The sequence below is a fragment of the Rhodococcus wratislaviensis genome (genome assembly GCF_900455735.1).
GTDB lineage: Bacteria > Actinomycetota > Actinomycetes > Mycobacteriales > Mycobacteriaceae > Rhodococcus_F > Rhodococcus_F wratislaviensis.
In genome coordinates this window covers 59,559-85,138 of the sequence record NZ_UAUI01000024.1, presented here as the reverse complement: position 1 = coordinate 85,138, position 25,580 = coordinate 59,559, and the positions used below count along the sequence as shown (strand labels likewise).

Genomic DNA, 25,580 nt, shown 5'->3' with positions numbered 1-25,580 from the left:
GTCACTTGATCCGGCACTCCCGACGATGGAGACGACATGACCACCACCCTCCCGCCCGCACCCCTCGCTGCTGCTGCGCTGGACCACGTGCTCCGGGAACAACTTTCCGACGCACGGACGCTTCCGGCCGAAGCGTATCTGTCCCCCGATGTCCTCGACTGGGAGCGTAAGCACCTGCTGGAGGCCGCTTGGGTCTGCGTGGGACGCAGCAGCGACGTCGGCACCCCCGGCGACCAGCGCGCCGTCCGGGTCGGAACCCAGGGGATCCTGCTGACCCGCGATGCCGCCGGCGCCATCCACGCCTTCTACAACGCGTGCCGGCACCGGGGGCACGAGCTGTTGCCGGTGGACTCGTGCACCAACAAGAGGGTGGTGCACTGCCCCTACCACTCGTGGGTCTACGAACTCGACGGTGACCTCCGCTCCGCGACTCAGTTCACCGGTACGGAGAACTTCGCCAAGGAGGAATGGCCGCTTGTCGGGTTGCGCGCAGTCGAGTGGTTCGGCTGGATTTTCGTCAACGCCTCCGACGATGCCCCCGACTTCGGTGAGTGGGTCGGCAATCTGACCGAGGTCGTCGCCCCCTGGGATCCCACGGACATGGTCGTCGGCGAGTCTCACAGCTACACGCTCCAGACCAATTGGAAATTGGTGATCGAGAACTACCTCGAGTGCTACCACTGCCCCTCGATCCACCCGGAGCTCTGCCGGGTCAGCCCGCCGGAGACGGCGATGGGCCTGCGGCACACGGGTATGTGGCTGGGCGGACCGTTGGAGCTGCGCGAGAATGCGGAAACCATGAGCCTCGACGGCCGCAGCGGCGGGGAGCGCATCGCCGGGATCAGCGACGAGCAGGCCCGACGCACGATCTACTTCATGCTCGCACCCAATCTGCTGCTCACCCTGCAGCCGGACTACGTGATGACCCACCGTCTGGTGCCGCTCTCGCCCGGTGAGACATTCGTGGAGTGCTCCTGGCTGTTCCCCCGCCACGTGGCCGAGCGTCCGGGTTTCGACCCCTCGTACGCCGCGGGGTTCTGGGACATCACCAACCGCCAGGACTTCGCGGCCTGCGAGTCCGTGTACCAGGGCCTGCTGAGCAACGGTTACCGGCCCGGGCCCTTCGACGCGCGCGAGGACGGCGTCCGCGCCTTCCAGGCCCAGCTCGCCTCCGCTTACCTCACCGGGCGCTGGGACATCGCACAAGCCATCTCCTTCGGCGGCCGCGATGACCAGTGACTCCGAGTTTTCTCTCGAGGTCACCGCCGTCGTCTCACTGGCAGCGGGTGTGCGGCAGGTGCGCTTGGAGCGTCGCAATCGCACACCGCTGCCCGGTTGGGAGCCCGGAGCGCACATCGACGTGCTGCTGCCGAACGGGTTGGTGCGCCAGTACTCGCTGTGCGGTGACCCACGGGACGATGCGGCCTACGAGATCGCGGTGCTGCGCGCGCCGCAGAGCCGCGGTGGCTCCGAGCACGTGCACACCCGACTTCGCGTCGGCGACGAGGTCGCCGTTCGGGGCCCGCGCAACAACTTCACATTCGCTGCCCGGCACCGAGCCCTGTTCATCGCCGGCGGAATCGGAATCACGCCGATTCTCGCGATGATCGGACAAGCCGAGCGGGAAGGACGCGAGTGGAAGCTCGTCTACGGCGGGCGGAACCGCGACTCGATGGCCTTCGCCGGCGAGCTACAGCGCTACGGAGACCGGGTCCAGCTGGTCCCGGAGGACGAACTCGGGCGCCTCGACCTGCCCGCGCTGCTGGGCACACCTCTGCCGGACACCGAGGTCTACTGCTGCGGCCCCACCGGCCTGCTCGACGCCGTGCAGCAGTTGTGCAAGCCGTGGCCCCCGGGGTCACTGCACCTGGAGCGGTTCTCCGGCGCAATCACCGACGGGCCGACGGCCGCGTTCACCGTCGTCGCCGAACGCAGTGGCGTGGTCTGCTCCGTGGCGCCGGGCCGGTCGATCGTTGACGCGCTGGCCGACGTCGGCGTCGTCGTCCCCACCTCCTGCGGAGAGGGGCTGTGCGGCACCTGCGAGACGAAGGTGCTCGACGGGGTGCCCGACCACCGCGACCTTCTCCTCGGCGACGACGAACGGGAGGCAGGCACGTCGATGATGATCTGCGTCTCCCGCGCCATCGGACCACGACTGGTCCTCGACCTGTAGCGCCGGGCACCGGGGCGGGGTCCTGCACACCCGTACATCAGGACTGGAAAGAACGGAGACGACGTGACCGAAGACGAACTGGCCATGCTCGACTTCGCGGTCAAGTGGGCGCCTTTCGGAGGCGGGGACGAACACATTCTGCCCGAGTTCGGCGTCTTCCCGGCCGTGTTCTACCGGCAACTGCAACGTCTCCTCACACGTCACCACGGCGTGAACGACAGCGTCCGACGCCGGCTCGACGAGTTGTGCGCCCTCAAACTCGCGGCGATGTGTCCGGACTAGGCACGGTCGCATTCGAGCGTCCGCGACAGCGGATTGCACTACCCCTCGCCGTCTCGCCGCGGCATATCGCGTCCCACCAGCATGAGATCACCACATAGAACACGTGTCAGATCTTCCGCCCGCGATACCTGCCGCTGTAGCATTCGGGGATGAGTCGAGTAGGTAGCTACAGTGACGATGACGTGGCAGGTTGGCTGTCGATCTCGCCCGAGCTGGGTGGTGCGCTCGGGGCTTTCACGGACGCCGTGTACAACCGGAACCGGTTACCGTTACGGGTCCGGGAGATCGCGCGGATGGCGGTCGCGGAGGCCAATGAGTGCGCCGTGTGCCTCGGCACCCGCGACAGGAGCGGCGCCGATGCGGGGATCGACGAGCACTTCTACGATCACGTTCTCGAGTGGGAGTCGTGGCCGGGGTACAGCGCCGAGGAGCGGACCGCGGCGGAATTCGCGCACCGGTTCGCCACCGATCACACGGCACTCCGCGACGACGAGGACTTCTGGGCGCGGTGTCACGAACATTTCTCCGACGAGATCCTGACCGACCTGGCGCTGTCGTGCGCGTTGTGGCTGGGGACGGGCCGGGTGCTGCGGGTGCTCGACATCGGTCAGACGTGCAAGCTCACCCTGTAAGCACTCACTCCCACTCCCGCTGCGGGAGAACGTCCTCCATGAGCCTGCGCAGCGCGGGGTTCCGACTGTCCGAGCGCCAGGCGGCGTTCATCTGGACGGGCCGGTCGCGGATCGCGGAGACGGGGCGGAACACGACCCCTTCCGGGTGCATCGTCTGCGCGGATTCGGGGACGAGGGCCATGCCCAGCCCGGAACGGACGAGCACCAGCATGGTGTGCACCTGCGTGACGTACTGGACATAGCGCGGGGAGGCACCGACGATCGTGAACGTGCTGATGAGCAGTTCGTGGAAGTACCGCGCATCGACGGGCGAGTACATGACGACGGGTTGATCGTCGAAATCCTCCACCGCCAACTGCTCGGCGTCGGCGAGGGGGTGACCGGCGGGCAGCGCGGCGACGAGCCGCTCGTGGTGGATGGGGCGGGTGTCGATTCCGGGACGGGTGAGGATGGGACGAATCAGCCCGAGGTCCAGTTCACCGCTGATCAGCGATTCGATCTGCACGGAGGTGACCATCTCCCGCAGAACGATTTTCACGTCCGGCAGCCTGTCGCGTGCGGCCTCGAGCAACCTCGGCAGCACCGCGTGCGCGGATGCTCCGGTGAACCCGACAACGACGGTGCCGAGGTCGCCGGCGGGTACGCGCCGCACAGTCAGGGCGGCACTCTCCGACAGACTCAGGATGCGCCGGGCATCGGGGAGGAACGCCGCACCGGCTGCGGTGAGGGTGACGGATCGGCTGGTGCGGTCGATCAACTGCACACCGAGTTCGCTTTCGAGCTGCTGGATCTGACGGCTCAGCGGTGGCTGCGTCATGTGCAGGCGCTCTGCGGCGCGACCGAAATGCAGTTCCTCCGCGACGGCGATGAAACACGACAGCCGCGCGAGGGAGAACATCCGATCCACTCCTTTGCCTCGAGGTGGGCCCGAGCCCGAAGACTCAATCTAGCCCACCCGGAAGGCGCCGACCGAGACCGCGGTCGGCGCCTTCCGTGAGACAGCTACCAGCGAGGGCAGGTGTTCTCGAACGTCGGGTCCACCGACTTCATGTATCCGGTGTCGTCGCGGTCGCGCACCCCGCAGTCGAGGTACTGCTGGTGCAGGGCGGCGAGGGCGTCCTCGTCGATCTCGACACCGAGTCCCGGCGTCGTCGGCACCGGGACCGCGCCGTCGACGAACTTCAGCACACCCGGCTCGACGACGTCCTCGGTCTTCCACGGCCAGTGCGTGTCACACGCGTACGTGAGGTTCGGGGTGGCGCCGGCGAGGTGCACCATCGCGGCCAGGCTGATGCCCAGGTGCGAGTTGGAGTGCATCGACAGCCCCAGACCGAAGGTGTCGCAGATACCGGCGAGCAACCGTGACCGCTGCAGGCCGCCCCAGTAGTGGTGATCCGACAGCACGACCTGGACGGAATCCTTCAGCACGGCGGGCTGGAGCTGATCGAACGCGACGACGCACATGTTCGTGGCCAGCGGCATCTTCGCCTCCCGTGCGACCTCGGCCATGCCGTCGAGGCCCGGCGTCGGGTCCTCGAGGTATTCGACGATGCCGTCGAGTTCCGACGCGACCCTGATCGACGTGTCGACGGTCCATGCGGCGTTGGGGTCGAGGCGCAGCGGCAGGTCGGGGAACGCGGCACGCAGCGCCTTGATGCCGGCGATCTCCTCGTCGGGTGAGAACACGCCACCCTTGACCTTGATGGCCTCGAAGCCGTACTCGCCGATCATCTTCTGCGCCTGACGGACCAGACCGTCGGGGTCGATCGCCTCGCCCCACTCGTCCTGCTCGGCGCCGGGGTGCCCGGCCCACTTGTAGAACAGGTAGGCGCTGAACGGAACGGCGTCGCGCACCTTGCCGCCGAGCAGATCGGACACCGGCCGGCCGAGGGCCTTGCCCTGCACGTCGAGGCACGCCACCTCGAACGGGGAGAACACGCGGTCGGTGGTGCTGGCCGTGGTGATCATGCCCGCGACACCGTCACCGCCCGTGACGGTCAGGGTGGCGATCTTCTCGTCGATCGCCGCGCGGATCGCGTTGAGCGCGAACACGTCCAGCCCGACGATCGCTTCGGCGGCCGCTTCGAGCCGGATGAGGTGGGCGGTGTCGGCGTAGGTTTCACCGAGTCCGACGAGGCCACCGTCCGTGTCGAGCTGGATGATCGCGCGCAGCGCGTAGGGCTGGTGCACACCGACGGTGTTGAGGAGCGGCGGGTCGACGAACGCGACGGGCGTGATCCGTGCGCCGGTGATCCGGATGGGTGCGGCAGCCATCAGACCGCCGCCTGCACGGCGAGGGCGTCGGCGAGAACGGCGCGGCCGGCTGCGGTGATCTGCGCGAGCTCCCGCACATGGGCCTCACTCGTCGGCACGAGCGGCGGCCGCACCGACCCGGCGTCGATGCCTTCCATCGCGACCCCCGACTTGATCAGCGACACCGCGTATCCGGGCACCTGGTCACGCAGGCGCACCAGGGGGTGGAAGAAGTCGCGGAGCAGCGCGGCGGTGAGTTCCTCGTTGCCGGATTCGAGCGCGTCGTAGAACCCGAGAGCGAGTTCGGGCGCGAACGCGAACGTCGCGGACGAGTACAGCGTGACACCGATCGCGCGGTACGCCTGCTGGGTGACCTCGGCGGTGGGCATGCCGTTGAAGAACAGGAACGGCTTGCCGGACGGGGCGAGCGCGTCCTTCACCGCACGGACGATGCGGCCCACCTTGTCGAGATCACCGGTGCCGTCCTTGAACCCGACGACGGTCGGGAACTGCGCCACCTCCACGGCGGCCGCCTCGTCGAACCGGGCGTTGCCGCGGTTGTACACGACGAGCGGGAGGTCGGTGGTGTCGGCGACCGCGCGGGTGTACTCCACCAGTCCGGCCTGCGGCATCGTCACCAGGTACGGCGGGAGCAGCAGGATGCCGTCGGCGCCGTTGGCCTTCGCGCTGGCGGCGAACTCCTTGGCCTGCTGCACCGAGCCGCCCGCCCCGGCGAACACGGGGACACGTCCGGCGACGATCTCGGTCGCCTTGGCGACGATCTTGCCGAACTCCTCCAGCCCGAGGGCGTGGAATTCGCCGGTGCCGCAGGCGATGAAGACGCCTCCGGGGCCGGCGTCGACACCCTTGGCGACGTGCTCGGCGAGCCGGTCGTAGTCGACGTCGCCGGATGCGGTGAACGGTGTGACGGGGAAGAACAGGACGCCGTCGAGCATGGGGAACTCCTTCACGAAGGGAAAATCAGGCTTGAGTGAGTCGGCCGTCGATGCGACGCCACAACTGGTCGGGGTTGCCGTCGGCGATGGCGGCGGGGAGCAGCGAACTCGGAACATCCTGGTAGGCAACGGGACGCAGGAAACGTTCGATCGCCAGCGAGCCCACGGACGTGGTGCGCGAGTCGGAGGTCGCGGGGTGCGGGCCGCCGTGCACCATCGCGTGGCCGACCTCGACCCCGGTGGGCCAGCCGTTGAACAGGATCCGGCCGGCCTTGAGCTCGAGGACGGGCAGCAGTCGTCCGGCCTCGTCGAGATCGGCGTCGTCGACATGGACCGTCGCGGTCAACTGGCCTTCCAACTGCGCCGCCACGGCACGCACCTGCTCGGCGTCGCGGCACTTGACGATCAGGCTGGACGAGCCGAACACCTCCTGCTGCAACACCTCCGATCCCAGGAACGTGTCGGCGTCGCTGCTGAACAGGGCGGCACGGCACGAATTGGGGGCGTCGGACTCGACGCCGCGGGCCTCCACGGTGGCCGCGCCCTCGAGTGCGGCAACCCCGTCGGCGTAGGAGCCGGCGATGACCGGGGTGAGCATCGGCGTCGGCACCGCCTCGGCGACCGCGGCATTCGCGGCCGCAACGAACTCGGCGAGGCCGGGACCGTCGACGGCGATGACGAGACCGGGGTTGGTGCAGAACTGGCCGGATCCGAGCGTCAGGGACCCGACGAACGCGCGGCCGAGGTCGGCGCCGCGGGTGGCGAGTGCGTTCTCGAGCACGAACACCGGGTTGATCGAACTCATCTCGGCGTACACCGGGATGGGTTCCGGACGCCCGGCGGCCGCGGCGACCAGAGCGGTTCCACCGGAACGGGATCCGGTGAATCCGACGGCCTTGATGCGCGGGTCGGTGACGAGTGCGGTGCCGAGCCCGCGGCCCGAGCCGAACAGCAGGGAGAACGTGCCCGCGGGCATGCCGGTGCTCGCGACGGCGTCGGCGATGGCACGGCCGACGAGTTCGGAGGTGCCGGGGTGCGCGTCGTGGGCCTTCACGACGACCGGGCAGCCCGCAGCCAGCGCGGACGCGGTGTCGCCGCCGGCCACGGAGAAGGCAAGGGGGAAGTTGCTCGCGCCGAACACCGCGACGGGTCCGAGCGGCACCTTCCGCTGGCGGATGTCGGCACGGGGCAGAGGCGTCCGGTCGGGCATCGCGGGATCGATCCGGGCACCGTTCCAGCCGCCGTCCCGCAGGACGCCGGCGAACAGCCGCAGCTGTCCGGACGTGCGGCCCACCTCACCGGTGATGCGGCCCTGGGGAAGTCCGGATTCGGCGCACGCCCGTGCGATGAGCGTCTCGCCGAGGGCCTCGATGTTGTCGGCGATCGCCTCGAGGAACTGGGCGCGCTTCTCGCTGCTCGTGGCGCGGAACGGCGCGAACGCCTCGTCGGCGGCGGCGCAGGCGGCGTCGACGTCCCGTTCGTCACCGTGCGCGAAGCCCGGTTCCAGCCGTCCGTCGGTGGTGGGGTCGATGCCGTGGATCGTCGTGCCGGAACCCTGGACGGGCTTCCCTGCGATGATCATCTGTCCGGTCACGTCGGTCCGGTTCACCGTTGCTGTCATGATTCAGTCCTCGAGTTCTCGTCTGCGTTTCGTCTGTGCCGGTGAGAGGTCACTTGGCTGCCACGGCGGTCTCGTCGGAGCCCACCTCTGCCAGGTCCGCGACGTCGTCGATGTCTTCCTTGTCTCGCCGGAAGTACGTCACCGCCGCGGCCGCGGCCAGGGCGAAGAGCGACAGCACGACCAGGCCCATCGTCACCGTGCCGGTCTGCTCCTTGATCACCCCGAAGCCGAACGGGGCCACGAAGCCACCCAGGTTGCCCAGCGAGTTGATGATCGCGATCGCCGGCGCCAGCACCATCGGGTGGAGCGTGCGCTGCGGAATCGACCAGAAGAGCGGGCTCGCGCTCTTGAATCCCATCGTCGCGACGCACAGCAGCGGAAGCGCGAGCCAGGGCGTGACGAACGCGGCGGCCATCGTGCCGATACCGCCGATGAGCAGCGCGGCGACGAGGTAGGGCTTGTGCCGTCCGGTGCGGTCGGCGGAGCGGTTGGAGAAGTACATCGCGAAGATCGCGCAGATCCACGGCAGCGAGGAGAGCAGCCCGACGGTGATGTCGGTGGTGCCCGGGATGCGCCGGATGATCGACGGCAACCAGAACGTGTTGGCGTAGATCGCCATGGTGATCGCGAAGAAGATTCCGCAGCACACCAGGATCCGCGGCTGCAGGAGCAGCTTCCAGCGCGAACCCGACTCGCCGCGCTTCGCGGACGCCTCACTGCGCAGCACGTCCTCCTCGGCGATGACGGCCTGCAGGTCGTGCTTCTCCGCGCCGGTGAGCCACTTCGCGTCGTCGATCTTCGAGTCGAGCAGGCGGTAGGCGAAGCAACCGACGACCACCGACAGCAGACCCTCCAGCGCGAACATCCACTGCCAGCCGTGGTGCCCACCGAGTCCGTCGAGGGACAGCAGCGGTCCGGACAGCGGTCCCGAGATGGCGGCCGCGATGGAGGACCCGGCGATGAACAGTGCCGTGGCGCGGCTGCGATGGTTGTTCGGTAGCCAGCGGGTGAAGTAGAAGATGATGGCCGGGAAGAAGCCGGCCTCCGCGACACCGAGGAGGAATCGGAGGGCGTAGAACATCTCCGGGCCGTTGACGAACGCCATCGCGGCGGACACCAGGCCCCACGAGATCATGATGCGGGTGAGCCACACCTTGGCGCCGAACTTCTCCATGAGCACGTTCGACGGCAGTTCGAAGATCGCATAGGCGATGAAGAAAACACCCGCACCGAAGCCGTACGCCGCAGCGCCGATGCCCACGTCCGCCTCGAGATGCGTCTGCGCGTAACCGATGTTGGATCTGTTGAGCTGATTGCAGATGAGCATGACGATGAACAGCGGAACGACGCGACGGAAGATCTTGGAGACCGCGCTGTCGACCGCCGGGGAAACGGCGAGGGGGAGGGTCATCGGTGACTCCTCTCTGTGCTGGCGCTGGTGGTGCGGGGAACGTTGGAGGACTCCGATCACGCCCGGCTACCAGGCGTGACCTGAGTCATAGGAATCACGCTAGAGGCATGTTCGATACATGTCCAAGTCAAAGATTCTCGTTATCGATGCTGAAGTTGAATCGACGGGGCTTCTGCTAGTTTCCCTGTCGTGAGCGCTGACGCAGTCACCTTCGAGTTCGTCCGCACGACCCGTGAATTCTTCCCTCAACTGCAAAAATGGCTCCGCGAACCGCACGTCGCGCGGTTCTGGAACCACGACACCGCGGACGCCGACATCGAGCGCGATTTCGGCGGCAGCATCGACGGCACCGAGCCCTGCGAGGACTTCCTCGTCCTGCGCGGCGGCCTGCCGTTCGGATTCATCCAGCGGTACCGGATCGCCGACTATCCCGAGGACCTCGCGCTCCTCACGGCCCTCGTCGAGATCCCACCGGGGAGCATCTCGATCGACTATTACGTCGGCGACGCGCAGCACACCGGCCAGGGGCTGGGAACCGCGATGATCAGCGCTTTCGTGGCCAAGTGCCGGGCCGACCTACCTGACGCCACCGCGATCGTCGTCCCCGTCGTCGCCCCCAACCGGGCGTCGTGGCGCGCACTCGAGAAGGCCGGATTCCGCCGCGTCGGCGAGGGCTACCTCCCACCGGACAATCCGATCGACGACGGCGCCCACTACATCAGCAGGCTCGATCTGGACGAGAGCGGGCCGATTCAGCCGGTGTCGCCCGCCCGCTGAGCTCTCCAGCGGCTCGGGCTGCACCCGAACCGGCCGCTGAACCAGCGTGAGAAGTTGCTCGGCGCCGAGAACGCCAGCATGTCCGCGATCTCGGTGAGACTCAGCCGGGGGTTCGCGACCATCCGTTCGGCGAGTTCGGCGCGGGTCGCGTCCAGGACCGTCGAGAACGTCTCCCCGCTCTCGGCGAGGCGGCGGTGCACCGTTCTGCGGTCGACTCCCAGACTGCGGGCCACCTGCTCGACGGAACACCGTCCGGTCGGCAACAGCAGCTCGATCAGCTCGCGGACCCGGCTCACGATCGTCACGTCGTCCGACGGCTCCCAGGATTCGAGGAGTTGCTGGGTGTAGGGACGGAGTAATGGATCGGACATCTTGTTCGGCGCGTCCAGGTCGCCGGCCTCGATGACGATGCCCGCGAACTCGTTCTCGAAAGTCGCGACCGGCCCGAACAGACGCCGGTGGGTCGCCGTGTCTGCCGGAGCCGGATGAGGGAAGCAGACGTCGAGTGGCTTCCAGCCGCCACCGAGGAACCCGCGCAGCAGCCGGTGCAGCACCCCGACCGCCAGTTCCACCGACTGCCGGGTCTCGGTCGTCTCCCCCACGTCCAGTTCGACGCGCACAGTCACCAGCCCGCCGCGCTCCGACATCCGTGTCCGCAGCGCCTCGTTGTACGTGTGCTCGTAACGGGTGAGGACGCGCAGCGCACTGCGAACGTCGGGCTCCTCGCGCACGACGAGGCTGAGAGGGCCGAGGTTGGAGAACTGCCTGCGCTCGGCAAGGCGCAGCCCGAAGTCCTCGTACCCGGATGCGCCGGCCGACTGCTCGAGCAACCGCGCGATCGACGCGGCCGGAATCCAGCGGTCCTGCAGGCCGAGTCCGGAGAGGTCCAGACCGGCCGAGCGCAGCAGCGGTGCCGGCTCGAGTCCGAGCGACCGGCACAGCTCTACGTACCCGTTCAGCGACGCATACCGCGCAAGGGGTTTCATACCGCCTCCGACATGTCCCGAAATGATACGCCGCCTGTCACGAAGGGATAAGCAGCCGCCCGATCGCGGCCCTACTGTTAGGTGCATCACAGCAAGGGACCGGCGCGGCGGTCATCACATCGAAGAGGAGAAGTACTGTGGCACAAGCGGTTCGGTTCTACGAGCACGGCGCCCCCGAGGTCATGAAGTGGGAGACCGTCGAGGTCGGGGAGCCCGGCCCCCACGGTGTCCGGATCCGGCACGAGGCCGTCGGATTGAACTTCGCCGACACCTACTTCCGCACCGGCCTGTACCCGGCCGAGTTGCCCGCGGGCATGGGCGTGGAGGCAGCAGGCGTCGTCGAAGAGGTCGGTTCCGGCGTGACCCACGTGCAGGTCGGTGACCGCGTCACCTATACAGGCAGCCCCCTCGGCGCCTACAGCACCGAACGCGTGATGCCGGCCGCATCGCTGATCCCGTTGCCCGAAGCGATCCGCTTCGACACCGCGGCCGCGATGACGATGCGCGGTCTGACCACGGCCTACCTGCTGCGGCGCATTTACCCGCTGAAGGCGGGCGACACCGTGCTCCTGCACGCGGCGGCCGGCGGTGTCGGCCTGATCTTCACGCAGTGGGCAAAATTGCTGGGCATCAACGTGATCGGCACCGTGTCCACCGACGAGAAGGCCGCGATCGCCCGCGCCCACGGGTGTGAGCACGTGATCGTCTACACCCGGGAGAACGTCGCCGAGCGGGTTCGCGAGATCACCGACGGCGCCGGCGTTCCGGTCGTGTACGACAGCATCGGCGAGTCCACCTTCCAGACCTCGCTCGACTGCCTCGCCCGGCGCGGTCTGCTGGTGTGCTTCGGAACGGCCTCCGGACCGATTCCGCCGATCAACGCAATGCAATTGGCGGTCAAGGGTTCGCTGTTCGTCACCCGCCCCGCGCTCGCCGACTACATCGCCGACCCGGCGGAGCGCGCCGAACTCGCCGGTGAACTCTTCGGACACGTCGAAGCCCGCCGGATCCGGATCGAGATCAACCAGAGTTACGGGCTCGAGGACGCCGTCCAGGCGCACCACGATCTCGAATCCGGCCGCAGCATCGGCTCCTCCGTGTTCCGACTCTGACAGCGCGCCACCACATTCACCACGACGGAGACACCACCATGACCGACACCGCGCAACTGACCCACTCGCCCGAACCGCACACGATCCTCTCCCCTTCCGGGTCCTTCCGGTTCGCACCGCTCACCTGCTCGATCGGCGCCGAACTGTTCGACGTGAACCTCGGCGACGCCGCCCGCGACGACGCCCTGTTCGCCGAACTGCGGGAACTGCTGCTCGAGTACAAGGTTTTGTTCCTCCGCGACCAGGACATGTCCCGCGCCGAGCACGTGGCGCTGGCCGAGCGGTTCGGCCCGCTCGAGGACCACCCCGCCGTGGGGAGCGACCCCGACCACCCGGGGCTGGTGCAAATCTACAAGGACCTCGACAGCCCGGCCGAGCACTACGAGAACGCCTTTCACTGCGACGCCACCTGGCGGGAGAACCCGCCCATGGGCTGCGTGCTCCGCTGCGTGGAGACGCCGCCGATCGGCGGCGACACCATCTGGGTGAACATGGCCCTGGCCTACGCGAAGCTTCCCGACGCGGTGAAGAAGCAGATCGACGGACTGCGCGCCCGGCACAGCATCGAGGCTTCGTTCGGTGCCGCGCAGCCGCCGGAACAGCGGCACGCGCTGCACGAGAGGTTCCCCGACGCCGAGCACCCCGTGGTGCGCACGCACCCCGAGACCGGCGAAAAGATCTTGTTCGTCAACGCATTCGCGACCCACTTCGTCAACTACCACACCCCCGAGCACATCCGGTACGGCATCGACTACGCACCCGGCAGCAGCAACCTGCTCAACTACCTGATCAGCCAGGCGGCGATTCCCGAGTACCAGGTGCGGTGGCGTTGGACGAAGAACAGCGTCGCGATCTGGGACAACCGGTCCACCCAGCACTATGCGGTCCAGGACTACTGGCCCGCCGTCCGCAAGATGGAGCGCGCCGGCATCATCGGCGACCGGCCCTTCTGAATTTCTCACTGCCCCAATTCATCAGATCCGATTTCGAACGGAGAACACCCATGCACTTCCACGACGACGCCCTCTTCCCCGAGACCCAGGAGAAGCTGGTCATCACCTGTGCCCCGTACGGCCCCGAGTGGGAGCCGGACGACTTCCGCGAAGACCTGCCGCTGACGATGGACGACCACGTCCAGAAGGCGGTCGACTGCTACGAGGCCGGCGCCACCGTCCTGCACATCCACGTCCGTGAGCTCGACGGCAAGGGCTCCAAGCGGCTCTCGAAGTTCAACGAGTTGCTCGCCGGACTGCGCCAGGCGGTGCCGGACATGATCCTGCAGGTCGGCGGATCGATCTCCTTCGCACCCGAAGGCGAAGGGGCTGATGCGAAGTGGCTCTCGGACGACACCCGGCACATGCTGGCCGACCTCGATCCCGCACCCGACCAGGTGACGATCGCGATCAACACCTCTCAGATGAACATCATGGAACTCATGACCGCCGACGACATCGCCGGCACCTCGATGGAGCGGCCCGAGCTCGCCGAGGCGTACCGGGAGATGACGGTACCCGCAGGCCCGGCGTGGGTCGAGGAGCATCTGCGTCGCCTGCAGGCGGCCGGAATTCAGCCGCACTTCCAGCTCTCGAGCATCCCCCAGCTCGAGACCGTCGAGCGGCTCATCCGGCGCGGGATCTACACCGGTCCGCTCAACCTGACCTGGGTCGGCATCGGCGGTGGCTTCGACGGCCCCAATCCGTACAACATCATGAACTTCATCCAGCGAGTCCCGGACGGTGCCTGCCTGACCCTCGAGACCCTGATGCGTAGCGTGCTGCCGGTCAACGCGATGGCGATCGCGATGGGCCTGCACCCCAGGTGCGGTAACGAAGACACCATCTGGGGACGCAAGGGCGAGAAGATGACCTCCGTCCAGCAGGTCGAGCAGTTGGTCCGCGTCGCGGGTGAACTGGGTCGCGAGGTGGCCACCGGCAAGGAGGCCCGCGACATCTACCGGATCGGCCAGACCTATGCCGATGCCGACGAGACCCTCGCCAAGCTCGGCTACGCGCCCAACCGCCGTCCCGGCCAGGTGGGCTTCACCCACCACGCCTGAGTTCCGGCGCCTGGGGGATCTCGGTCACGACCGGGGAGAGAGCCGGGAAGACCGCTGCTCGCACGAGCACGGCCGGCTCTCTCCCCCACCCTTTATCACTCCTGACGGCCATAGGAGGCCTCATGGGACTGCCTGCCACCACCGCCCTGAACACCACCACCCCTAATGCCACCACCGGGAACACCGCCCCGGCCTCCCGGTCCCGGTTCTACCCGTGGATCGTCTTCGCACTCACCTTCGGTCTGCTGCTGTCGGACTACATGTCCCGGCAAGTCCTCAGCGCCGTATTCCCGCTCCTCAAAACCGAATGGACGCTGACAGATTCCCAGCTGGCGTCGCTCAGCAGCGTCGTCGCGCTGATGGTCGGACTGCTGACCCTCCCGCTGTCGCTGCTCGCCGACCGGTGGGGTCGCGTGAAGAGCCTCGTCCTGATGGCCGTGCTCTGGAGCATCGCCACACTGCTCTGCGCGGTAGCGAGCAGCTACGAGCAGATGCTCGGGGCCCGCTTCCTGGTCGGCGTGGGTGAAGCCGCCTACGGCAGCGTCGGCATCGCGGTGGTTCTCAGCGTGTTCGCCCCGCGAGTGCACTCCACGCTCAGCGGCGCCTTCATGGGCGGCGGATCGTTCGGGTCCGTGATCGGCGTCGCCCTCGGCGGCGTGATCGCTGTCAACCTCGGCTGGCGCTGGTCGTTCGCCGCGATGGCCGTCTTCGGGCTCATGCTCGTCGCCCTGTTCCGGGCTCTGGTCTCCGAACGCAAACTTGCTCAGCATGCAGCCGACGACGACCCGGCCGACGCACCCGGCCCCGCCGGATTCCGGGCGCCGATCTCGAGCCTGTTCACCACCCCCGCCGTCGTGTTCGCCTACATCGGTGGTGGTCTCCAGATGTTCACTGCCGGTGTCCTGCTCGCGTGGCTGCCGAGTTTCTTCAACCGGTCCTACGGCCTCGCACTCGACAAGGCCGGTGCGATGGCGTCGATCTTCGTCCTCCTCGTCGGCAGCGGCATGGTGGTGTGCGGCATCATCACCGACCGCGTGAGCCGCAACGATCCCGCACGGAAATGGACCACCGCGGTGGTCTTCGGCGTGATCTCCCTCGTCTTCCTCGGCGCCGGATTCCAGTTGCCGACCGGCACGCCCCAACTGGTCCTGATCGGTATCGGTGCCTTCTTCTCCGCCGGCTCGTCCGGCCCCATCGCCGCGATGGTCGCGAACCTCACCCACTCGTCGGTGCGCGCCTCGGCCTTCGGCACCCTCACCCTGGCCAACAATCTCCTCGGACTGGCACTGGGACCCTTCGTCGTCGGGGTGCTGGCCGACCGCTTCGGCCTCGTCACCGCATTGCAGATCGCGCCCCTGATCTACATCGTCGCGATCATCGCCCTCGTCCTCGGCAGACGCGCCTACCCGGCCGGACGCCGCAAGCTCGCCGCCCTCACCGCCGCACCCGCCTGATCCACCTCCGAAGAACTGGAGTCGACCGTGACCACTTCCACCTCACCGACCGTGGTGATCGTGCCCGGACTGCGCGACCACGTCGCCGACCACTGGCAGACGCTGCTCGCCGAGCGACTCGACACCGTGCGGACGGTGCCGCCGCTCGAACAGGACAAGCTCAGCCTCGCGGCCCGGGTCGCCGCACTCGACGCCGTCCTCGCCGACATCGACGGCCCGGTCGTGCTGGTCGCCCACAGTGCGGGAGTGGCGATCACCGTCCACTGGGCCCAGCAGTCCACCCGCCCGATCCAGGGCGCCCTGCTCGCCACCCCACCGGACCTCGAGGAACCACTGCCCGCGGGGTATCCCACCCCCGGCGAACTCGAGCAGGGTGGCTGGGATCCCGTCCCCCGGGGCCGGCTGCCGTTCCCCAGCGTCGTCGCCGCCAGCACGAACGATCCGATGGCCCGATTCCGTCGGGTCGCCGGGATGGCCGAGTCGTGGGGCAGCAAGCTCGTCGACCTGGGTGCCGTCGGCCACCTCAATCCGGCCGCAGGCTACGGGTACTGGCCGTACGCCGAGGAACTGCTCCGAGACCTCATCGAGAGCACGGTCGTCCCCGGTCTCGCGAACGCAGATGCCCGATGACGCGCAAGGTCTTCGGTTCGGCCGCCGACGCCGTCGCGGACATCGGGTCCGGTGCGTCGCTGGCGGTCGGCGGGTTCGGTTTGTGCGGCATCCCGGACGAGCTGATCGCCGCGATCGCCGACGGTGACGCCACCGACCTGGAGGTGTTCTCCAACAACTGCGGGGTCGACGAACGCGGGCTCGGGATCCTGCTCACCCGCAACCGGATTCGACGCGTCACCGCGTCATACGTCGGGGAGAACAAGGAATTCGCGCGCCAATACCTGTCGGGTGAGCTCGAGGTCGAGCTGACGCCGCAGGGAACCCTGGCCGAGAAGCTGCGTGCCGGCGGTGCGGGGATCCCCGCCTTCTTCACCCCCGCCGGGGTCGGAACGCCCGTCTCCGACGGCGGGCTGCCGTGGCGGTACGCCCCCGACGGATCGGTGGCCGTCGCCTCCCCGCCCAAGGAGATCCGCGAGTTCGCCGGCCGCGAATACGTGCTCGAGGAATCGATCACCGCCGACTTCGCACTCGTCCACGCCCTCATCGGGGACAGCGAGGGCAACCTCGTGTTCGCCAAGGCCGCGGGCAACTTCAACCCGCTCGCCGCGATGGCCGGCCGCATCTGCATCGCCCAGGTCGAGCAGCTCGTCGAACCCGGGGTGCTCGACCCGGCGCGGGTGCACCTGCCGGGGATCTTCGTCGACCGGATCGTCCACACCGGGACTCAGGACAAGCACATCGAGAAGCGCACCGTCGCCGCGAGGAAGGACTGACATGACGACCATCGTCGAGACGATCGGCTGGACGCGCGAGGACATGGCGGCCCGTGCCGCCGAGGAACTGTCGCCGGGCGAGTACGTCAACCTCGGCATCGGGCTGCCCACGCTGATCCCGAGCTTCCTCCCCGCCGGGGTTCAGGTGACGCTGCACAGCGAAAACGGGATCCTCGGCACCGGTCGCTACCCGGACGAGGATGCGGTCGACGCGGATCTGATCAACGCCGGCAAGGAAACGGTCACCGTCAACGCGGGCGCGTCGTTCTTCGACTCGGCGCTCAGCTTCGGAATGATCCGCGGCGCCCACATCGACACCGCCGTCCTCGGCGGAATGCAGGTCTCCGCGGCCGGCGACCTCGCGAACTGGATGGTTCCGGGACGGATGGTCAAGGGCATGGGCGGCGCAATGGACCTCGTGCACGGCGCCCGCAAGGTCATCGTGCTCATGGAGCACTGCGACAAGTCCGGTGCCCCGAAGATCGTCGAACGCTGCACGCTGCCACTCACCGGCCGCCGCGTCGTGCACCGGATCATCACCAACCTGGCCGTCGTCGACGTCACCGACTCCGGTCTCGTGTTGCGCGAGTGCGCGCCCGGGGTCACCGAAGACCTGGTCCGCGCCGCCACCGCAGCGCCGCTCTCGTAGCGCTTCTCCCACCTTCCCACCACGAGAAAGTGTCCCGTGCTCAACCTCTCCGTACTCCTCGAAGACTCCGCCCGCCGGTTCGGCGACCGTGACGCCCTGATTCTCGGTGACGAGCGGATGACCTACGCCGACCTCGACGCCCGGTCGAACCAGGTCGCGAACCTGCTGGTGTCGTGCGGCATCGAACCCGGCGACACGGTCGCGCTCTCCTGTCCCAACATCCCCCAGTTCCCCGTCGTCTACTACGGCATCCTCAAGGCCGGCGCCGTGGTCGTGCCCCTCAACGTGCTCCTCAAGGACCGCGAGATCGCCTACCACCTCACAGATTCCGACGCCAAGGCGTACTTCTGCTACGACGGCACCCCCGACCTGCCGATGGGCGAGTACGGGCGCTCCGCGTTCGCGCAGAGCCCGCACTGCCGCAGCATGTTCCGCATCACCGCCGACCCGGACGCTCCCGCCGCGATCGACGGCATCGGCACGTTGGCCGACGCGATGGCGCTGCAAAACACCGCTTCCGAGACCATCGTCCGCGAACCCGGTGACACCGCCGTCATCCTGTATACGAGCGGGACCACCGGAAAACCCAAGGGCGCCGAACTCACCCACGCCAACATGGTGCTCAACGCGCTGACCGCCAACCGCCTCTTCGACAGCACACCCGCCACCCACGACCGGTATCTGGTGACGCTGCCGCTGTTCCACTCGTTCGGTCAGACGGTCACCCTCAATGCCGGGATCTCGGTGGGGGCGACCCTGGTGCTGCTGCCTCGGTTCGAGGCCGCCGCCGCACTCGACCTCATCGAGCGGGAGAACATCACCGTCTTCGCCGGCGTGCCCACCATGTACTGGGGTCTGCTCGGCGCCCTCGACGGACACCCCGCCGACATCGATCGCATCGCCGGCAACATGCGACTCGCGATCTCCGGCGGTGCCGCGCTGCCGGTGGAGATCCTCACCCGGTTCGCCGACCGCTTCGGTGTGCAGATCCTCGAGGGATACGGACTGTCCGAGACGTCGCCACTCGCGACGTTCAGCGACCCCGGCGGCGAGCCCCGGCCCGGTTCGATCGGCGTCCCTGTGTGGGGAATCGAGGCCCGGCTCGTCGACAAGGACTGGAACACCGTCACCGGGTCCGGTGAGATCGGCGAGATCGCGTTGCGCGGCCACAACGTCATGAAGGGGTACTACAACCGACCGGACGCCACCGCGGAAGTGCTGCGCGACGGCTGGTTCCGGACCGGTGACCTCGCCCGCGTCGACGACGACGGCTTCTATTACATCGTCGACCGGGCGAAGGACCTGATCGTGCGCGGCGGATTCAACGTGTATCCCCGAGAGATCGAGGAAGTCCTCCTCGGCCACGACGCCATCTCCCTGGCCGCCGTCGTCGGCGTCCCCGACGACAGTCACGGCGAGGAGATCAAGGCGTACGTCATCCTCGAGCCCGGCGCACAGGTCACCCCGGACGAGTTGATCGCCTGGGCCAAGCAGCAGATGGCGAGCTACAAGTACCCCCGCAGCGTCGAATTCGTCACCACCCTGCCGATGACCGCCACCGGCAAGATCCTCAAACGCGAACTCGGCCGCGCCCCGGCCGCCCTCTGATACCGAAAGCACCAGTGTGAGCACCACTCCCCTCCCGACTGTCCCCGACGAGCTCACCGCTCCCCTCGATCTTCTCCTCACCAGCGGAACCCGCGGTGTCGCAGCTCGCATGCTCCCCGACAGCTCGTGGACCCGTCTCGGGCGGAGCCTCGCCGGCCGCCCGGGTACCCTCGCCCGGCGCGGCGGTGCCCTCGCCCGCGAACTCGGCGCCATCGCCGTCGGCACCTCGGACCGCTCTCCTGCGAAGGCGGACAGGCGCTTCGGCGACGCCGCGTGGCAGCAGAATCCGGCCCTGCGCCGGGCGATGCAGGCGTACCTCGCGACGTCGCACACCGCTGCGGCCCTGCTCGACGACGCCGAACTCGACTGGCGTGACCACGAGCGGATGCGGTTCGTCCTCGACAACCTCGTCGAAGGCCTGTCCCCCACCAACAATCCACTGCTCAGCCCGCTGGGATGGAAGGCAATGGTGGACACGGGCGGCCTCAGCGCGGCACGCGGCGTCCGCGCGCTCGTCCGCGACCTGCGGTCGAAACCGCGCGTGCCCGCCATGGTCGAGCCCGACGCGTTCGCCGTCGGGGAGGACGTGGCTGCGACGAAGGGCGCCGTCGTCCTGCAGACCCGCACCTTCGAACTGATCCACTACACGCCGCAGACGGAAAAGGTCCACGCCACACCGCTGTTGATCGTCCCGCCCGTCATCAACAAGTACTACATCCTCGACATCGCACCGGGCCGCAGCCTGATCGAGTATCTCCTGCAGCAGGGTCAGCAGGTCTTCGCCATCTCCTGGCGCAACCCCCACGCCCGGCACCGGGACTGGGATGCCGACACCTACGGCGCGGCGATCGTGGAGGCGCTCGATACGGTGCAGTGCATCGCCGGGACCGACAGCGCCCACGTCCTGGGCACCTGCTCGGGCGGGATTCTCGCGGCGATGGTCGCAGCGCATCTCACCGAGATCGGTGAGGGCGACCGCATCGCCGGCCTCACCCTGGCCGTCACCGTGCTCGACCAGACTCGGGCCGGCACCGCGGCGGCCGTCATGAGCGAGCGCGCCGCCGCGGCCGCGATCCGTGACTCGGCCGCCAAGGGATATCTCGACGGCCGCACCCTCGCCGAGATGTTCGCCTGGCTGCGTCCGACCGACCTGGTCTGGCGGTACTGGGTGAACAACTACGTGCAGGGCCGGGCTCCCGCCGCCTTCGACGTGCTGTTCTGGAACTCGGACACCACCCGCATGGCGGCGGCACTGCACCGCGATCTCGTCTTGCTCGGCCTGCGCAACGCGCTGACGATGCCGGGCGCGGCGACCATGCTCGGCACACCCGTCGACCTGGCCACCGTGACCGCCGACGCGTACGTCGTCGGCGGCTCCGCCGACCACCTCTGCCCGTGGCAGTCCACCTACCGGAGCGCTCGCCTCCTCGGCAGCAAGGACTCCCGGTTCGTGCTGTCGTCGAACGGTCACATCGCCTCACTCGTGAACCCGCCGGGCAATCCACGGGCGTCCTTCCGATTCGGGCAGCCCGTCCCGGAGACTCCGGACGAATGGCTTGCCGCAGCGGAGACCGCACCGGACTCGTGGTGGCCCGACTACGCGCGCTGGCTGGCCGAGCGCAGCGGACCCGACATCGACACCCCCGGCAGCCTCGGCGCCCGGCAGTTCCCCCCGCTCGGGCCCGCCCCGGGGACCTACGTCCACCACAACTGACCCGCTCTAAACACCACAGAGGGACATTCCTACCCATGCATCTCACACAGCCCACCGATCTCCTCGGGCTCGTCGGACAGACCATCGGAACCACGGGCACGCTCAAAATTGCGCAGGATCAGGTGAATCTGTTCGCCGACGCGACCGGGGACCACCAGTGGATCCACACGGATCCCGAACGCGCGGCCAGTGGCCCCTTCGGCGGCACCATCGCGCACGGCTATCTCACGCTGTCGCTGGCCCCGAGCATCCTCGCCGAAGTTCTCACCGTCGACGGCGTGCACGCCGCCCTCAATTACGGCCTGAACAAGGTGCGGTTCCCGGCGCCCGTGCCCGTCGGTTCCGCGCTGCGCGTCACCGTGTCCGTGATCGCCGCGCAACGGAAACCGGCCGGCATCGAGGCAGTCTTCGGGTTGACCTACGAGATCGACGGCGGAACGCGTCCGGTGTGCATCGCGGACGTCGTGGTGCTCTACACGTGAGCGTGACCGAATTGTTCGGCCGGAGCGATCGATTCGACGACAAGGTTGTTCCGGTCGGTGGTCGACCGATCCGGGTGCGGGTCCGCCGCGGGACCGGTGTGCCCCTGGTCCTGTGCAACGGCATCGGAGCAGGCCTGGAAGTGCTGGACCCGCTGGTCGCCGCGATGGACCCGACAGCGACGATCATCAGCTTCGACGTCCCCGGGACCGGGGGTTCGCCGGCATCACCGGTCCCGTACGGGATTCCTGCCCTCGCGTGCGGCCTGAGCCGCCTCCTCACCGAGATCGGGGTCGATGTCGTCGACATCCTCGGCTTGTCCTGGGGCGGAGCGCTGGCCCAGCAGTTCGCCCTGCAGAACCCGCGGCGCTGCCGGCGCGTCGTCCTCGTCGCCACCGGGACCGGCGCCCTGATGATTCCGGGGCACCCGCGTGTGCTCGCGAAGATGCTGACGCCGAGGCGGTTCACCGACACCCGCTACGCGGCAGCCATCGCCGGCGACCTGTACGGTGGCACGGCCCGCCTCGGGGGTGAAGCCGTGGCGCGAGTCTTCGGAAAGCAGATGCACTCGGGCTCGCGCATCGGTTATCTCCATCAGCTCATCGCGGGAGCGGCGTGGACGAGCCTGCCGCTGCTTCCCCTCATCCGACAGCCCACGCTGATCCTCGCGGGCACCGACGACCCGATCATTCCCATTGCCAACGCTCACATCATGAACGCGCTCCTGCCGCACGCGACCCTGCACCTCCACCGCGGCGGGCACCTCGACATCCTCACCAATGCACCCGATCTCATCCCGGCCGTCACGTCCTTCCTGACGGCACCGTAGCCGCCGGCCGGCACAGCAGTCAGCCGTCCGCGCCCATCTCGGCAAGCACGGTCCGCAGGCGGTCGTTGTCCGCCGGGGTCCAGCCCTCGGGCGGCAGGATCGCGCTCCACGCGTCGGCGATGTCGACGACGTACGAATGCCCGTGCCCGTCGGGAACACCTGTCGATACCGCCATGTCGGCCGCAACCTGGAGGAAGGTCACGAACGGGAACCACTGTGTGCTGTCGAGGACGTCGTAGCCACGGTCCTCCTTCAGCCAGTCCGGCTCGCTCAGCAGCAGCTGGGGCGACCACCAGACGATCGGATCCGATGGGTGCTGCAGATAGACCATGCGTGGGATCCCCCAGGGTGAATCGGGGCGCGGAAGGTCCTCCGGTGCGCGTGCTCCGAAGCGGACGGTCTCGCCCTGCTCGTAGATCGGCAGCCATTCGGGTGAGCCCGGATCGCGGTTCGTGGTGACATCCGTCCAGATCTCGTTGGCATTGGGTGGTCCCGTGAACAGCACCCCGTCGGTGCGGGCCTCGACATCATCGACGCTGCCGAATGCGCTTTCGCCACCGAAGGAGCCGAGGCTCTCGCCCATCACGACGAGCTTCGGACGGGTCTCCGCCGGCAGGGCCTTCCACTTGTCGTACACCGCGTCGAACAACGCCTCCCCGGCCTGGTGGGCACGCTCCTTGTCCACCAGGAAGGACAGCCAACTCGGCAAATAGGAGTACTGCAGCCCGACCATCGCAGTGTCGCCGTTGTACATGTATTCCAGTGAGGAGACGAGACTTTCGTTGATCCACCCGGTCCCGGTTGTGGTCGCCACCCCCACCACCGCGCGGTCGAACCCGCCCGCACGTTCGAGTTCGTCTGCTGCCACCTGTGCGTTCTCCCGGATCGAATCGCCGCCGCTGGCGAGCCCGGCGTAGGTTCGAATCGGCTCCAGCGCCGGCCGCCCACCATTGAACGCCGACAGTTCGCCGACGGTCGGGGCACGCGAAATGAACGAGCGGCCCTGCCGTCCCAGCGAATCCCACGTGACGAGCGAGTCCGGCCCGCCCGAACGCAGCGACGACGTCGGCGGCTCGTCGCCCGCCTTGGTTTCCTGGTTGACGGCGGCGAACGAGTTGTTCAGCCCCGACATGATCACGCGCACCATCGCGCCGTTGACGAGTGCGAACAGCAGCGCCACCACCAATACACCGATGACCGTCGCCGAGATCCGCCGCGGCACCACCCGGCTGATCTTGCGTTCGACCCACCACACCGCCCGCAGCAGCACCCGGGCGATCGCAACGAACAAGACGAAGATCAGCACCGCCACGAACACCATGACGAGATAGCCGAACCACGGGAACGGTGCGGCACTCATGATCGCCCGCAACTGCGACTGCCAATCCCAGAACCACACCAGCATCGCCGCGGTTCCGACGATTCCGGCCACAAACGCCACCCGGCGAACCATGATCTTCACGCGGGTCGGGGCCTCCCGCTGCACGAGATGACGAACCAGCTTGGAGCCGAGGAACCCGATGGCGTACCCGAGGGCCGCCGATACGCCGGTGACGAGACCCTGGAAGAACGGACCACGGGGCAGAAGCGTCGGCGTCAACGACAGCCACACGAACAGCACCGCGACCACCAGCCCCCCGAAGGCATAGCGGTCGGGAAGCCAGCGACGATACCCGGGTGGCCGGACAGGACCGGCTTCGCGCTCGGGTGCACCATCGATCACATCGTTCGGCACCTACCAAGCGTAGCCGTCACAGAGTCGCTATCGACGGCAATCCGCAATCACACCACGTCCCGAACACCGAAGCCCACGTGGGATGTTCGCATTTCGGCCGAATCCGCTCACCCCGGCGTCATCGGCGACCTGTGAGACCGGTGTCCGCACGCGACCCCGGGATCCTGAATCGTTCATCAGGTCCGGGTGAGGACCCGTGGCCCGATCTGGTGGGCGAGCTCGAGCGCGAGTTCGAGCGCCAGCCGGCGTTCGCCGGGATGGTGACCGAGGAGTTCGGTTGCACGCGCGACGCGTTGCAGGACGGTGTTGCGGTGGGTGTGCAGGCGGACGGCGGCGCGGGGTGCGTTGTCGGCTTCGTCGAGAAACACCCGCAAGGTCTCGCGGAGCCGAGCTGCACTGGGTGTGTCCGCGGCGAGCGGGCCCAGCGTCGTGGCGACGAAATCGGCCGCGCGGTCTGGGTTCTGCGCTGCCAGCGCCGTGACTTCGAGGTCGCGGTAGAGCGCCAGGCGCGCGCCGCTCGGATGCCCGCTGAGCAGCCGCTGGATGGTCAGCGCCGCATCATGTGAGCGGCGGAACCCGGTGATGCCGGGCTGGGTGGGGCCGACCGCGACGCGGACATTGGGTTGCGCTCGGGTGAGCGCGTCGCGCAGTGCGTCGAGCGCGGGGTCGGAGTCGGTGCTGAACCATGCCCACAGCGTCGAGATCCCGGCGGGGAGGGTCAGCGGGGGGCGCGCACCGGCGGCGCGGGCGAGGCTGGTGGCGGCGGACTCCAGCGCGCCCTGCACCTCGCCGGGCGGTTGGGCCCACAACACGAGTGCGGTATGGCGCCGGGCCAGTTCGTACCCCAGGCGTTCGCCGGCTCGGCGGCTGTCGATCGGGGCACCGTCGAGGATCAGACGAATGGTCTCGGCACGGCGTGCGAGCGCACCACCGAGGACCTCCTCGCGCTCACGCTGCGCGTCGGCAATGACACGGCCGATCACGTGGTCTACGTACTCGAACAGATGCTGCGAAAACGCCTCCAACAACTCGACGAGCTGCGGGCCCGGTGGGACGATCCGAGCGGCATGCGCGATGAAGCTCTGCCACACCAGGTTCTGCCCTCGGCGGTAGGCGTGGAAGATCACGTCGAGGTCGATGCCGCGGCGAACGACGGTGCGGACCACATCCAGCGCCTCCGGTGGGACGTCGATCGGTGCGGCGCGGCCGTCGCGGCGTGCGAGTGTAGTGAGTAGGCGCGCGACGTTCGCGCGGTTGCTTGCCGACATCTCCGCCGCGATTGCTGCATCGGCGCCCAGCGCTGGGGCCAGCTTGACCTCCTCGGCGTCCATGTCTTCGACGAACTGATCGAGTTCGGCGAGCATCGACTCGGCGACATCACCCATGAGACCGACGATCACAGTCGGGGTCGTTCCGCTGGTCATGAAACGAGTGTGCTACCGCACATAGCCGGAGGCAAGGATTAGG

24 protein-coding genes are annotated in these 25,580 nt (G+C 68.1%); 16 read left to right on the top strand and 8 right to left on the bottom strand.

What is annotated here, in order from left to right; genetic code table 11:
* Window positions 1–36: 36 nt before the first annotated feature.
* From DTA22_RS26095 to DTA22_RS26080, 4 genes are all read left to right on the top strand, one after another.
* Complete coding sequence (locus DTA22_RS26095; protein ID WP_052033496.1) at window positions 37–1,239, top strand: aromatic ring-hydroxylating oxygenase subunit alpha; 1,203 nt, start codon at window positions 37–39, stop codon at window positions 1,237–1,239.
* Entirely contained in the window at window positions 1,229–2,173 is a 945-nt protein-coding gene (locus tag DTA22_RS26090; RefSeq protein ID WP_112301413.1) for a PDR/VanB family oxidoreductase, read from the top strand. The genes DTA22_RS26095 and DTA22_RS26090 overlap by 11 nt, the downstream gene beginning before the upstream one ends.
* Before the next feature lie 63 nt (window positions 2,174–2,236).
* Entirely contained in the window at window positions 2,237–2,455 is a 219-nt protein-coding gene (locus DTA22_RS26085; RefSeq protein WP_112301412.1) for a hypothetical protein, read from the top strand.
* A 149-nt stretch (window positions 2,456–2,604) separates the two neighbouring features.
* A complete protein-coding gene (locus DTA22_RS26080) occupies window positions 2,605–3,087 on the top strand; it encodes a carboxymuconolactone decarboxylase family protein (RefSeq protein ID WP_005567250.1) in 483 nt (160 codons plus the stop codon).
* Between the two features lie 4 nt (window positions 3,088–3,091).
* Here the strand turns inward: DTA22_RS26080 and DTA22_RS26075 are convergent, their stop codons facing one another.
* From DTA22_RS26075 to DTA22_RS26055, 5 genes are all read right to left on the bottom strand, one after another.
* The gene (locus DTA22_RS26075) at window positions 3,092–3,985 is read right to left on the bottom strand and encodes a LysR family transcriptional regulator (protein WP_012690836.1); all 894 of its coding nucleotides are present in this window, start codon (window positions 3,983–3,985) and stop codon (window positions 3,092–3,094) included.
* A gap of 104 nt (window positions 3,986–4,089) precedes the next feature.
* Window positions 4,090–5,361 (bottom strand): glucarate dehydratase family protein, encoded by a 1,272-nt coding sequence (locus tag DTA22_RS26070; protein WP_112301411.1) that lies wholly within the window; start codon window positions 5,359–5,361, stop codon window positions 4,090–4,092.
* On the bottom strand, window positions 5,361–6,296 hold the full coding sequence (locus DTA22_RS26065) for a 5-dehydro-4-deoxyglucarate dehydratase (protein ID WP_037238156.1): 936 nt from the start codon (window positions 6,294–6,296) through the stop codon (window positions 5,361–5,363). The genes DTA22_RS26070 and DTA22_RS26065 overlap by 1 nt, the downstream gene beginning before the upstream one ends.
* 25 nt (window positions 6,297–6,321) lie before the next feature.
* Complete coding sequence (locus DTA22_RS26060) at window positions 6,322–7,917, bottom strand: aldehyde dehydrogenase (NADP(+)) (protein WP_112301410.1); 1,596 nt, start codon at window positions 7,915–7,917, stop codon at window positions 6,322–6,324.
* Window positions 7,918–7,966: 49 nt separating this feature from the next.
* Window positions 7,967–9,328, bottom strand: coding sequence for an MFS transporter (locus DTA22_RS26055; RefSeq protein WP_037238152.1), 1,362 nt, complete (start codon window positions 9,326–9,328; stop codon window positions 7,967–7,969).
* A 189-nt stretch (window positions 9,329–9,517) separates the two neighbouring features.
* Here DTA22_RS26055 and DTA22_RS26050 point away from each other — a divergent pair, with 189 nt between their 5' ends.
* Window positions 9,518–10,105: a GNAT family N-acetyltransferase gene (locus DTA22_RS26050; RefSeq protein WP_112301409.1), complete on the top strand. Its 588-nt coding sequence runs from the start codon at window positions 9,518–9,520 to the stop codon at window positions 10,103–10,105.
* Here the strand turns inward: DTA22_RS26050 and DTA22_RS26045 are convergent.
* Window positions 10,081–11,091 (bottom strand): AraC family transcriptional regulator, encoded by a 1,011-nt coding sequence (locus tag DTA22_RS26045; RefSeq protein WP_112301408.1) that lies wholly within the window; start codon window positions 11,089–11,091, stop codon window positions 10,081–10,083. The genes DTA22_RS26050 and DTA22_RS26045 overlap by 25 nt on opposite strands.
* Window positions 11,092–11,228: 137 nt before the next feature.
* On the opposite strand from DTA22_RS26045, the gene DTA22_RS26040 reads away from it, so the two are divergent.
* The 11 genes from DTA22_RS26040 (at window position 11,229) to DTA22_RS25990 (ending at window position 22,378) form a co-directional block, all read left to right on the top strand.
* Window positions 11,229–12,203, top strand: coding sequence for a quinone oxidoreductase family protein (locus tag DTA22_RS26040; protein WP_112301407.1), 975 nt, complete (start codon window positions 11,229–11,231; stop codon window positions 12,201–12,203).
* A 38-nt stretch (window positions 12,204–12,241) separates the two neighbouring features.
* The gene (locus DTA22_RS26035) at window positions 12,242–13,156 is read left to right on the top strand and encodes a TauD/TfdA dioxygenase family protein (protein WP_112301406.1); all 915 of its coding nucleotides are present in this window, start codon (window positions 12,242–12,244) and stop codon (window positions 13,154–13,156) included.
* A 50-nt stretch (window positions 13,157–13,206) separates the two neighbouring features.
* Entirely contained in the window at window positions 13,207–14,259 is a 1,053-nt protein-coding gene (locus tag DTA22_RS26030) for a beta-keto acid cleavage family enzyme (RefSeq protein ID WP_112301405.1), read from the top strand.
* Between the two features lie 122 nt (window positions 14,260–14,381).
* A complete protein-coding gene (locus tag DTA22_RS26025; RefSeq protein WP_112301404.1) occupies window positions 14,382–15,713 on the top strand; it encodes an MFS transporter in 1,332 nt (443 codons plus the stop codon).
* A 27-nt stretch (window positions 15,714–15,740) separates the two neighbouring features.
* Entirely contained in the window at window positions 15,741–16,343 is a 603-nt protein-coding gene (locus tag DTA22_RS26020; RefSeq protein ID WP_112301403.1) for an RBBP9/YdeN family alpha/beta hydrolase, read from the top strand.
* Window positions 16,340–17,098: a CoA transferase subunit A gene (locus tag DTA22_RS26015; protein WP_037238141.1), complete on the top strand. Its 759-nt coding sequence runs from the start codon at window positions 16,340–16,342 to the stop codon at window positions 17,096–17,098. The genes DTA22_RS26020 and DTA22_RS26015 overlap by 4 nt, the downstream gene beginning before the upstream one ends.
* Before the next feature lies 1 nt (window position 17,099).
* Window positions 17,100–17,747, top strand: a complete 648-nt coding sequence (locus tag DTA22_RS26010; RefSeq protein WP_112301402.1) for a CoA transferase subunit B — start codon at window positions 17,100–17,102, stop codon at window positions 17,745–17,747.
* 36 nt (window positions 17,748–17,783) lie between these two features.
* Window positions 17,784–19,355, top strand: coding sequence for a long-chain-fatty-acid--CoA ligase (locus DTA22_RS26005; protein ID WP_112301401.1), 1,572 nt, complete (start codon window positions 17,784–17,786; stop codon window positions 19,353–19,355).
* Window positions 19,356–19,371: 16 nt separating this feature from the next.
* Entirely contained in the window at window positions 19,372–21,069 is a 1,698-nt protein-coding gene (locus tag DTA22_RS26000; RefSeq protein ID WP_112301400.1) for a PHA/PHB synthase family protein, read from the top strand.
* A 35-nt stretch (window positions 21,070–21,104) separates the two neighbouring features.
* Entirely contained in the window at window positions 21,105–21,551 is a 447-nt protein-coding gene (locus tag DTA22_RS25995) for a MaoC family dehydratase (protein ID WP_112301399.1), read from the top strand.
* Window positions 21,548–22,378, top strand: a complete 831-nt coding sequence (locus DTA22_RS25990) for an alpha/beta fold hydrolase (protein ID WP_112301398.1) — start codon at window positions 21,548–21,550, stop codon at window positions 22,376–22,378. Before DTA22_RS25995 ends, DTA22_RS25990 begins: the two co-directional genes overlap by 4 nt.
* 19 nt (window positions 22,379–22,397) lie before the next feature.
* Here the strand turns inward: DTA22_RS25990 and DTA22_RS25985 are convergent, their stop codons facing one another.
* A complete protein-coding gene (locus DTA22_RS25985) occupies window positions 22,398–24,113 on the bottom strand; it encodes an alpha/beta hydrolase (RefSeq protein WP_112301397.1) in 1,716 nt (571 codons plus the stop codon).
* Window positions 24,114–24,289: 176 nt separating this feature from the next.
* Window positions 24,290–25,537: a PucR family transcriptional regulator gene (locus DTA22_RS25980; RefSeq protein WP_176582588.1), complete on the bottom strand. Its 1,248-nt coding sequence runs from the start codon at window positions 25,535–25,537 to the stop codon at window positions 24,290–24,292.
* Between the last annotated feature and the right edge of the window lie 43 nt (window positions 25,538–25,580).

Bases quoted from the DNA above. Each gene is read 5' to 3' on its own strand.
- DTA22_RS26095 (WP_052033496.1), top strand. From the start codon at position 37: ATGACCACCACCCTCCCGCCCGCACCCCTCGCTGCTGCTGCGCTGGAC.
- DTA22_RS26090 (WP_112301413.1), top strand. From the start codon at position 1,229: ATGACCAGTGACTCCGAGTTTTCTCTCGAGGTCACCGCCGTCGTCTCA.
- DTA22_RS26080 (WP_005567250.1), top strand. From the start codon at position 2,605: ATGAGTCGAGTAGGTAGCTACAGTGACGATGACGTGGCAGGTTGGCTG.
- DTA22_RS26075 (WP_012690836.1), bottom strand. From the start codon at position 3,985: ATGTTCTCCCTCGCGCGGCTGTCGTGTTTCATCGCCGTCGCGGAGGAA.
- DTA22_RS26070 (WP_112301411.1), bottom strand. From the start codon at position 5,361: ATGGCTGCCGCACCCATCCGGATCACCGGCGCACGGATCACGCCCGTC.
- DTA22_RS26065 (WP_037238156.1), bottom strand. From the start codon at position 6,296: ATGCTCGACGGCGTCCTGTTCTTCCCCGTCACACCGTTCACCGCATCC.
- DTA22_RS26060 (WP_112301410.1), bottom strand. From the start codon at position 7,917: ATGACAGCAACGGTGAACCGGACCGACGTGACCGGACAGATGATCATC.
- DTA22_RS26055 (WP_037238152.1), bottom strand. From the start codon at position 9,328: ATGACCCTCCCCCTCGCCGTTTCCCCGGCGGTCGACAGCGCGGTCTCC.
- DTA22_RS26045 (WP_112301408.1), bottom strand. From the start codon at position 11,091: ATGAAACCCCTTGCGCGGTATGCGTCGCTGAACGGGTACGTAGAGCTG.
- DTA22_RS26035 (WP_112301406.1), top strand. From the start codon at position 12,242: ATGACCGACACCGCGCAACTGACCCACTCGCCCGAACCGCACACGATC.
- DTA22_RS26030 (WP_112301405.1), top strand. From the start codon at position 13,207: ATGCACTTCCACGACGACGCCCTCTTCCCCGAGACCCAGGAGAAGCTG.
- DTA22_RS26025 (WP_112301404.1), top strand. From the start codon at position 14,382: ATGGGACTGCCTGCCACCACCGCCCTGAACACCACCACCCCTAATGCC.
- DTA22_RS26015 (WP_037238141.1), top strand. From the start codon at position 16,340: ATGACGCGCAAGGTCTTCGGTTCGGCCGCCGACGCCGTCGCGGACATC.
- DTA22_RS26010 (WP_112301402.1), top strand. From the start codon at position 17,100: ATGACGACCATCGTCGAGACGATCGGCTGGACGCGCGAGGACATGGCG.
- DTA22_RS25995 (WP_112301399.1), top strand. From the start codon at position 21,105: ATGCATCTCACACAGCCCACCGATCTCCTCGGGCTCGTCGGACAGACC.
- DTA22_RS25980 (WP_176582588.1), bottom strand. From the start codon at position 25,537: ATGACCAGCGGAACGACCCCGACTGTGATCGTCGGTCTCATGGGTGAT.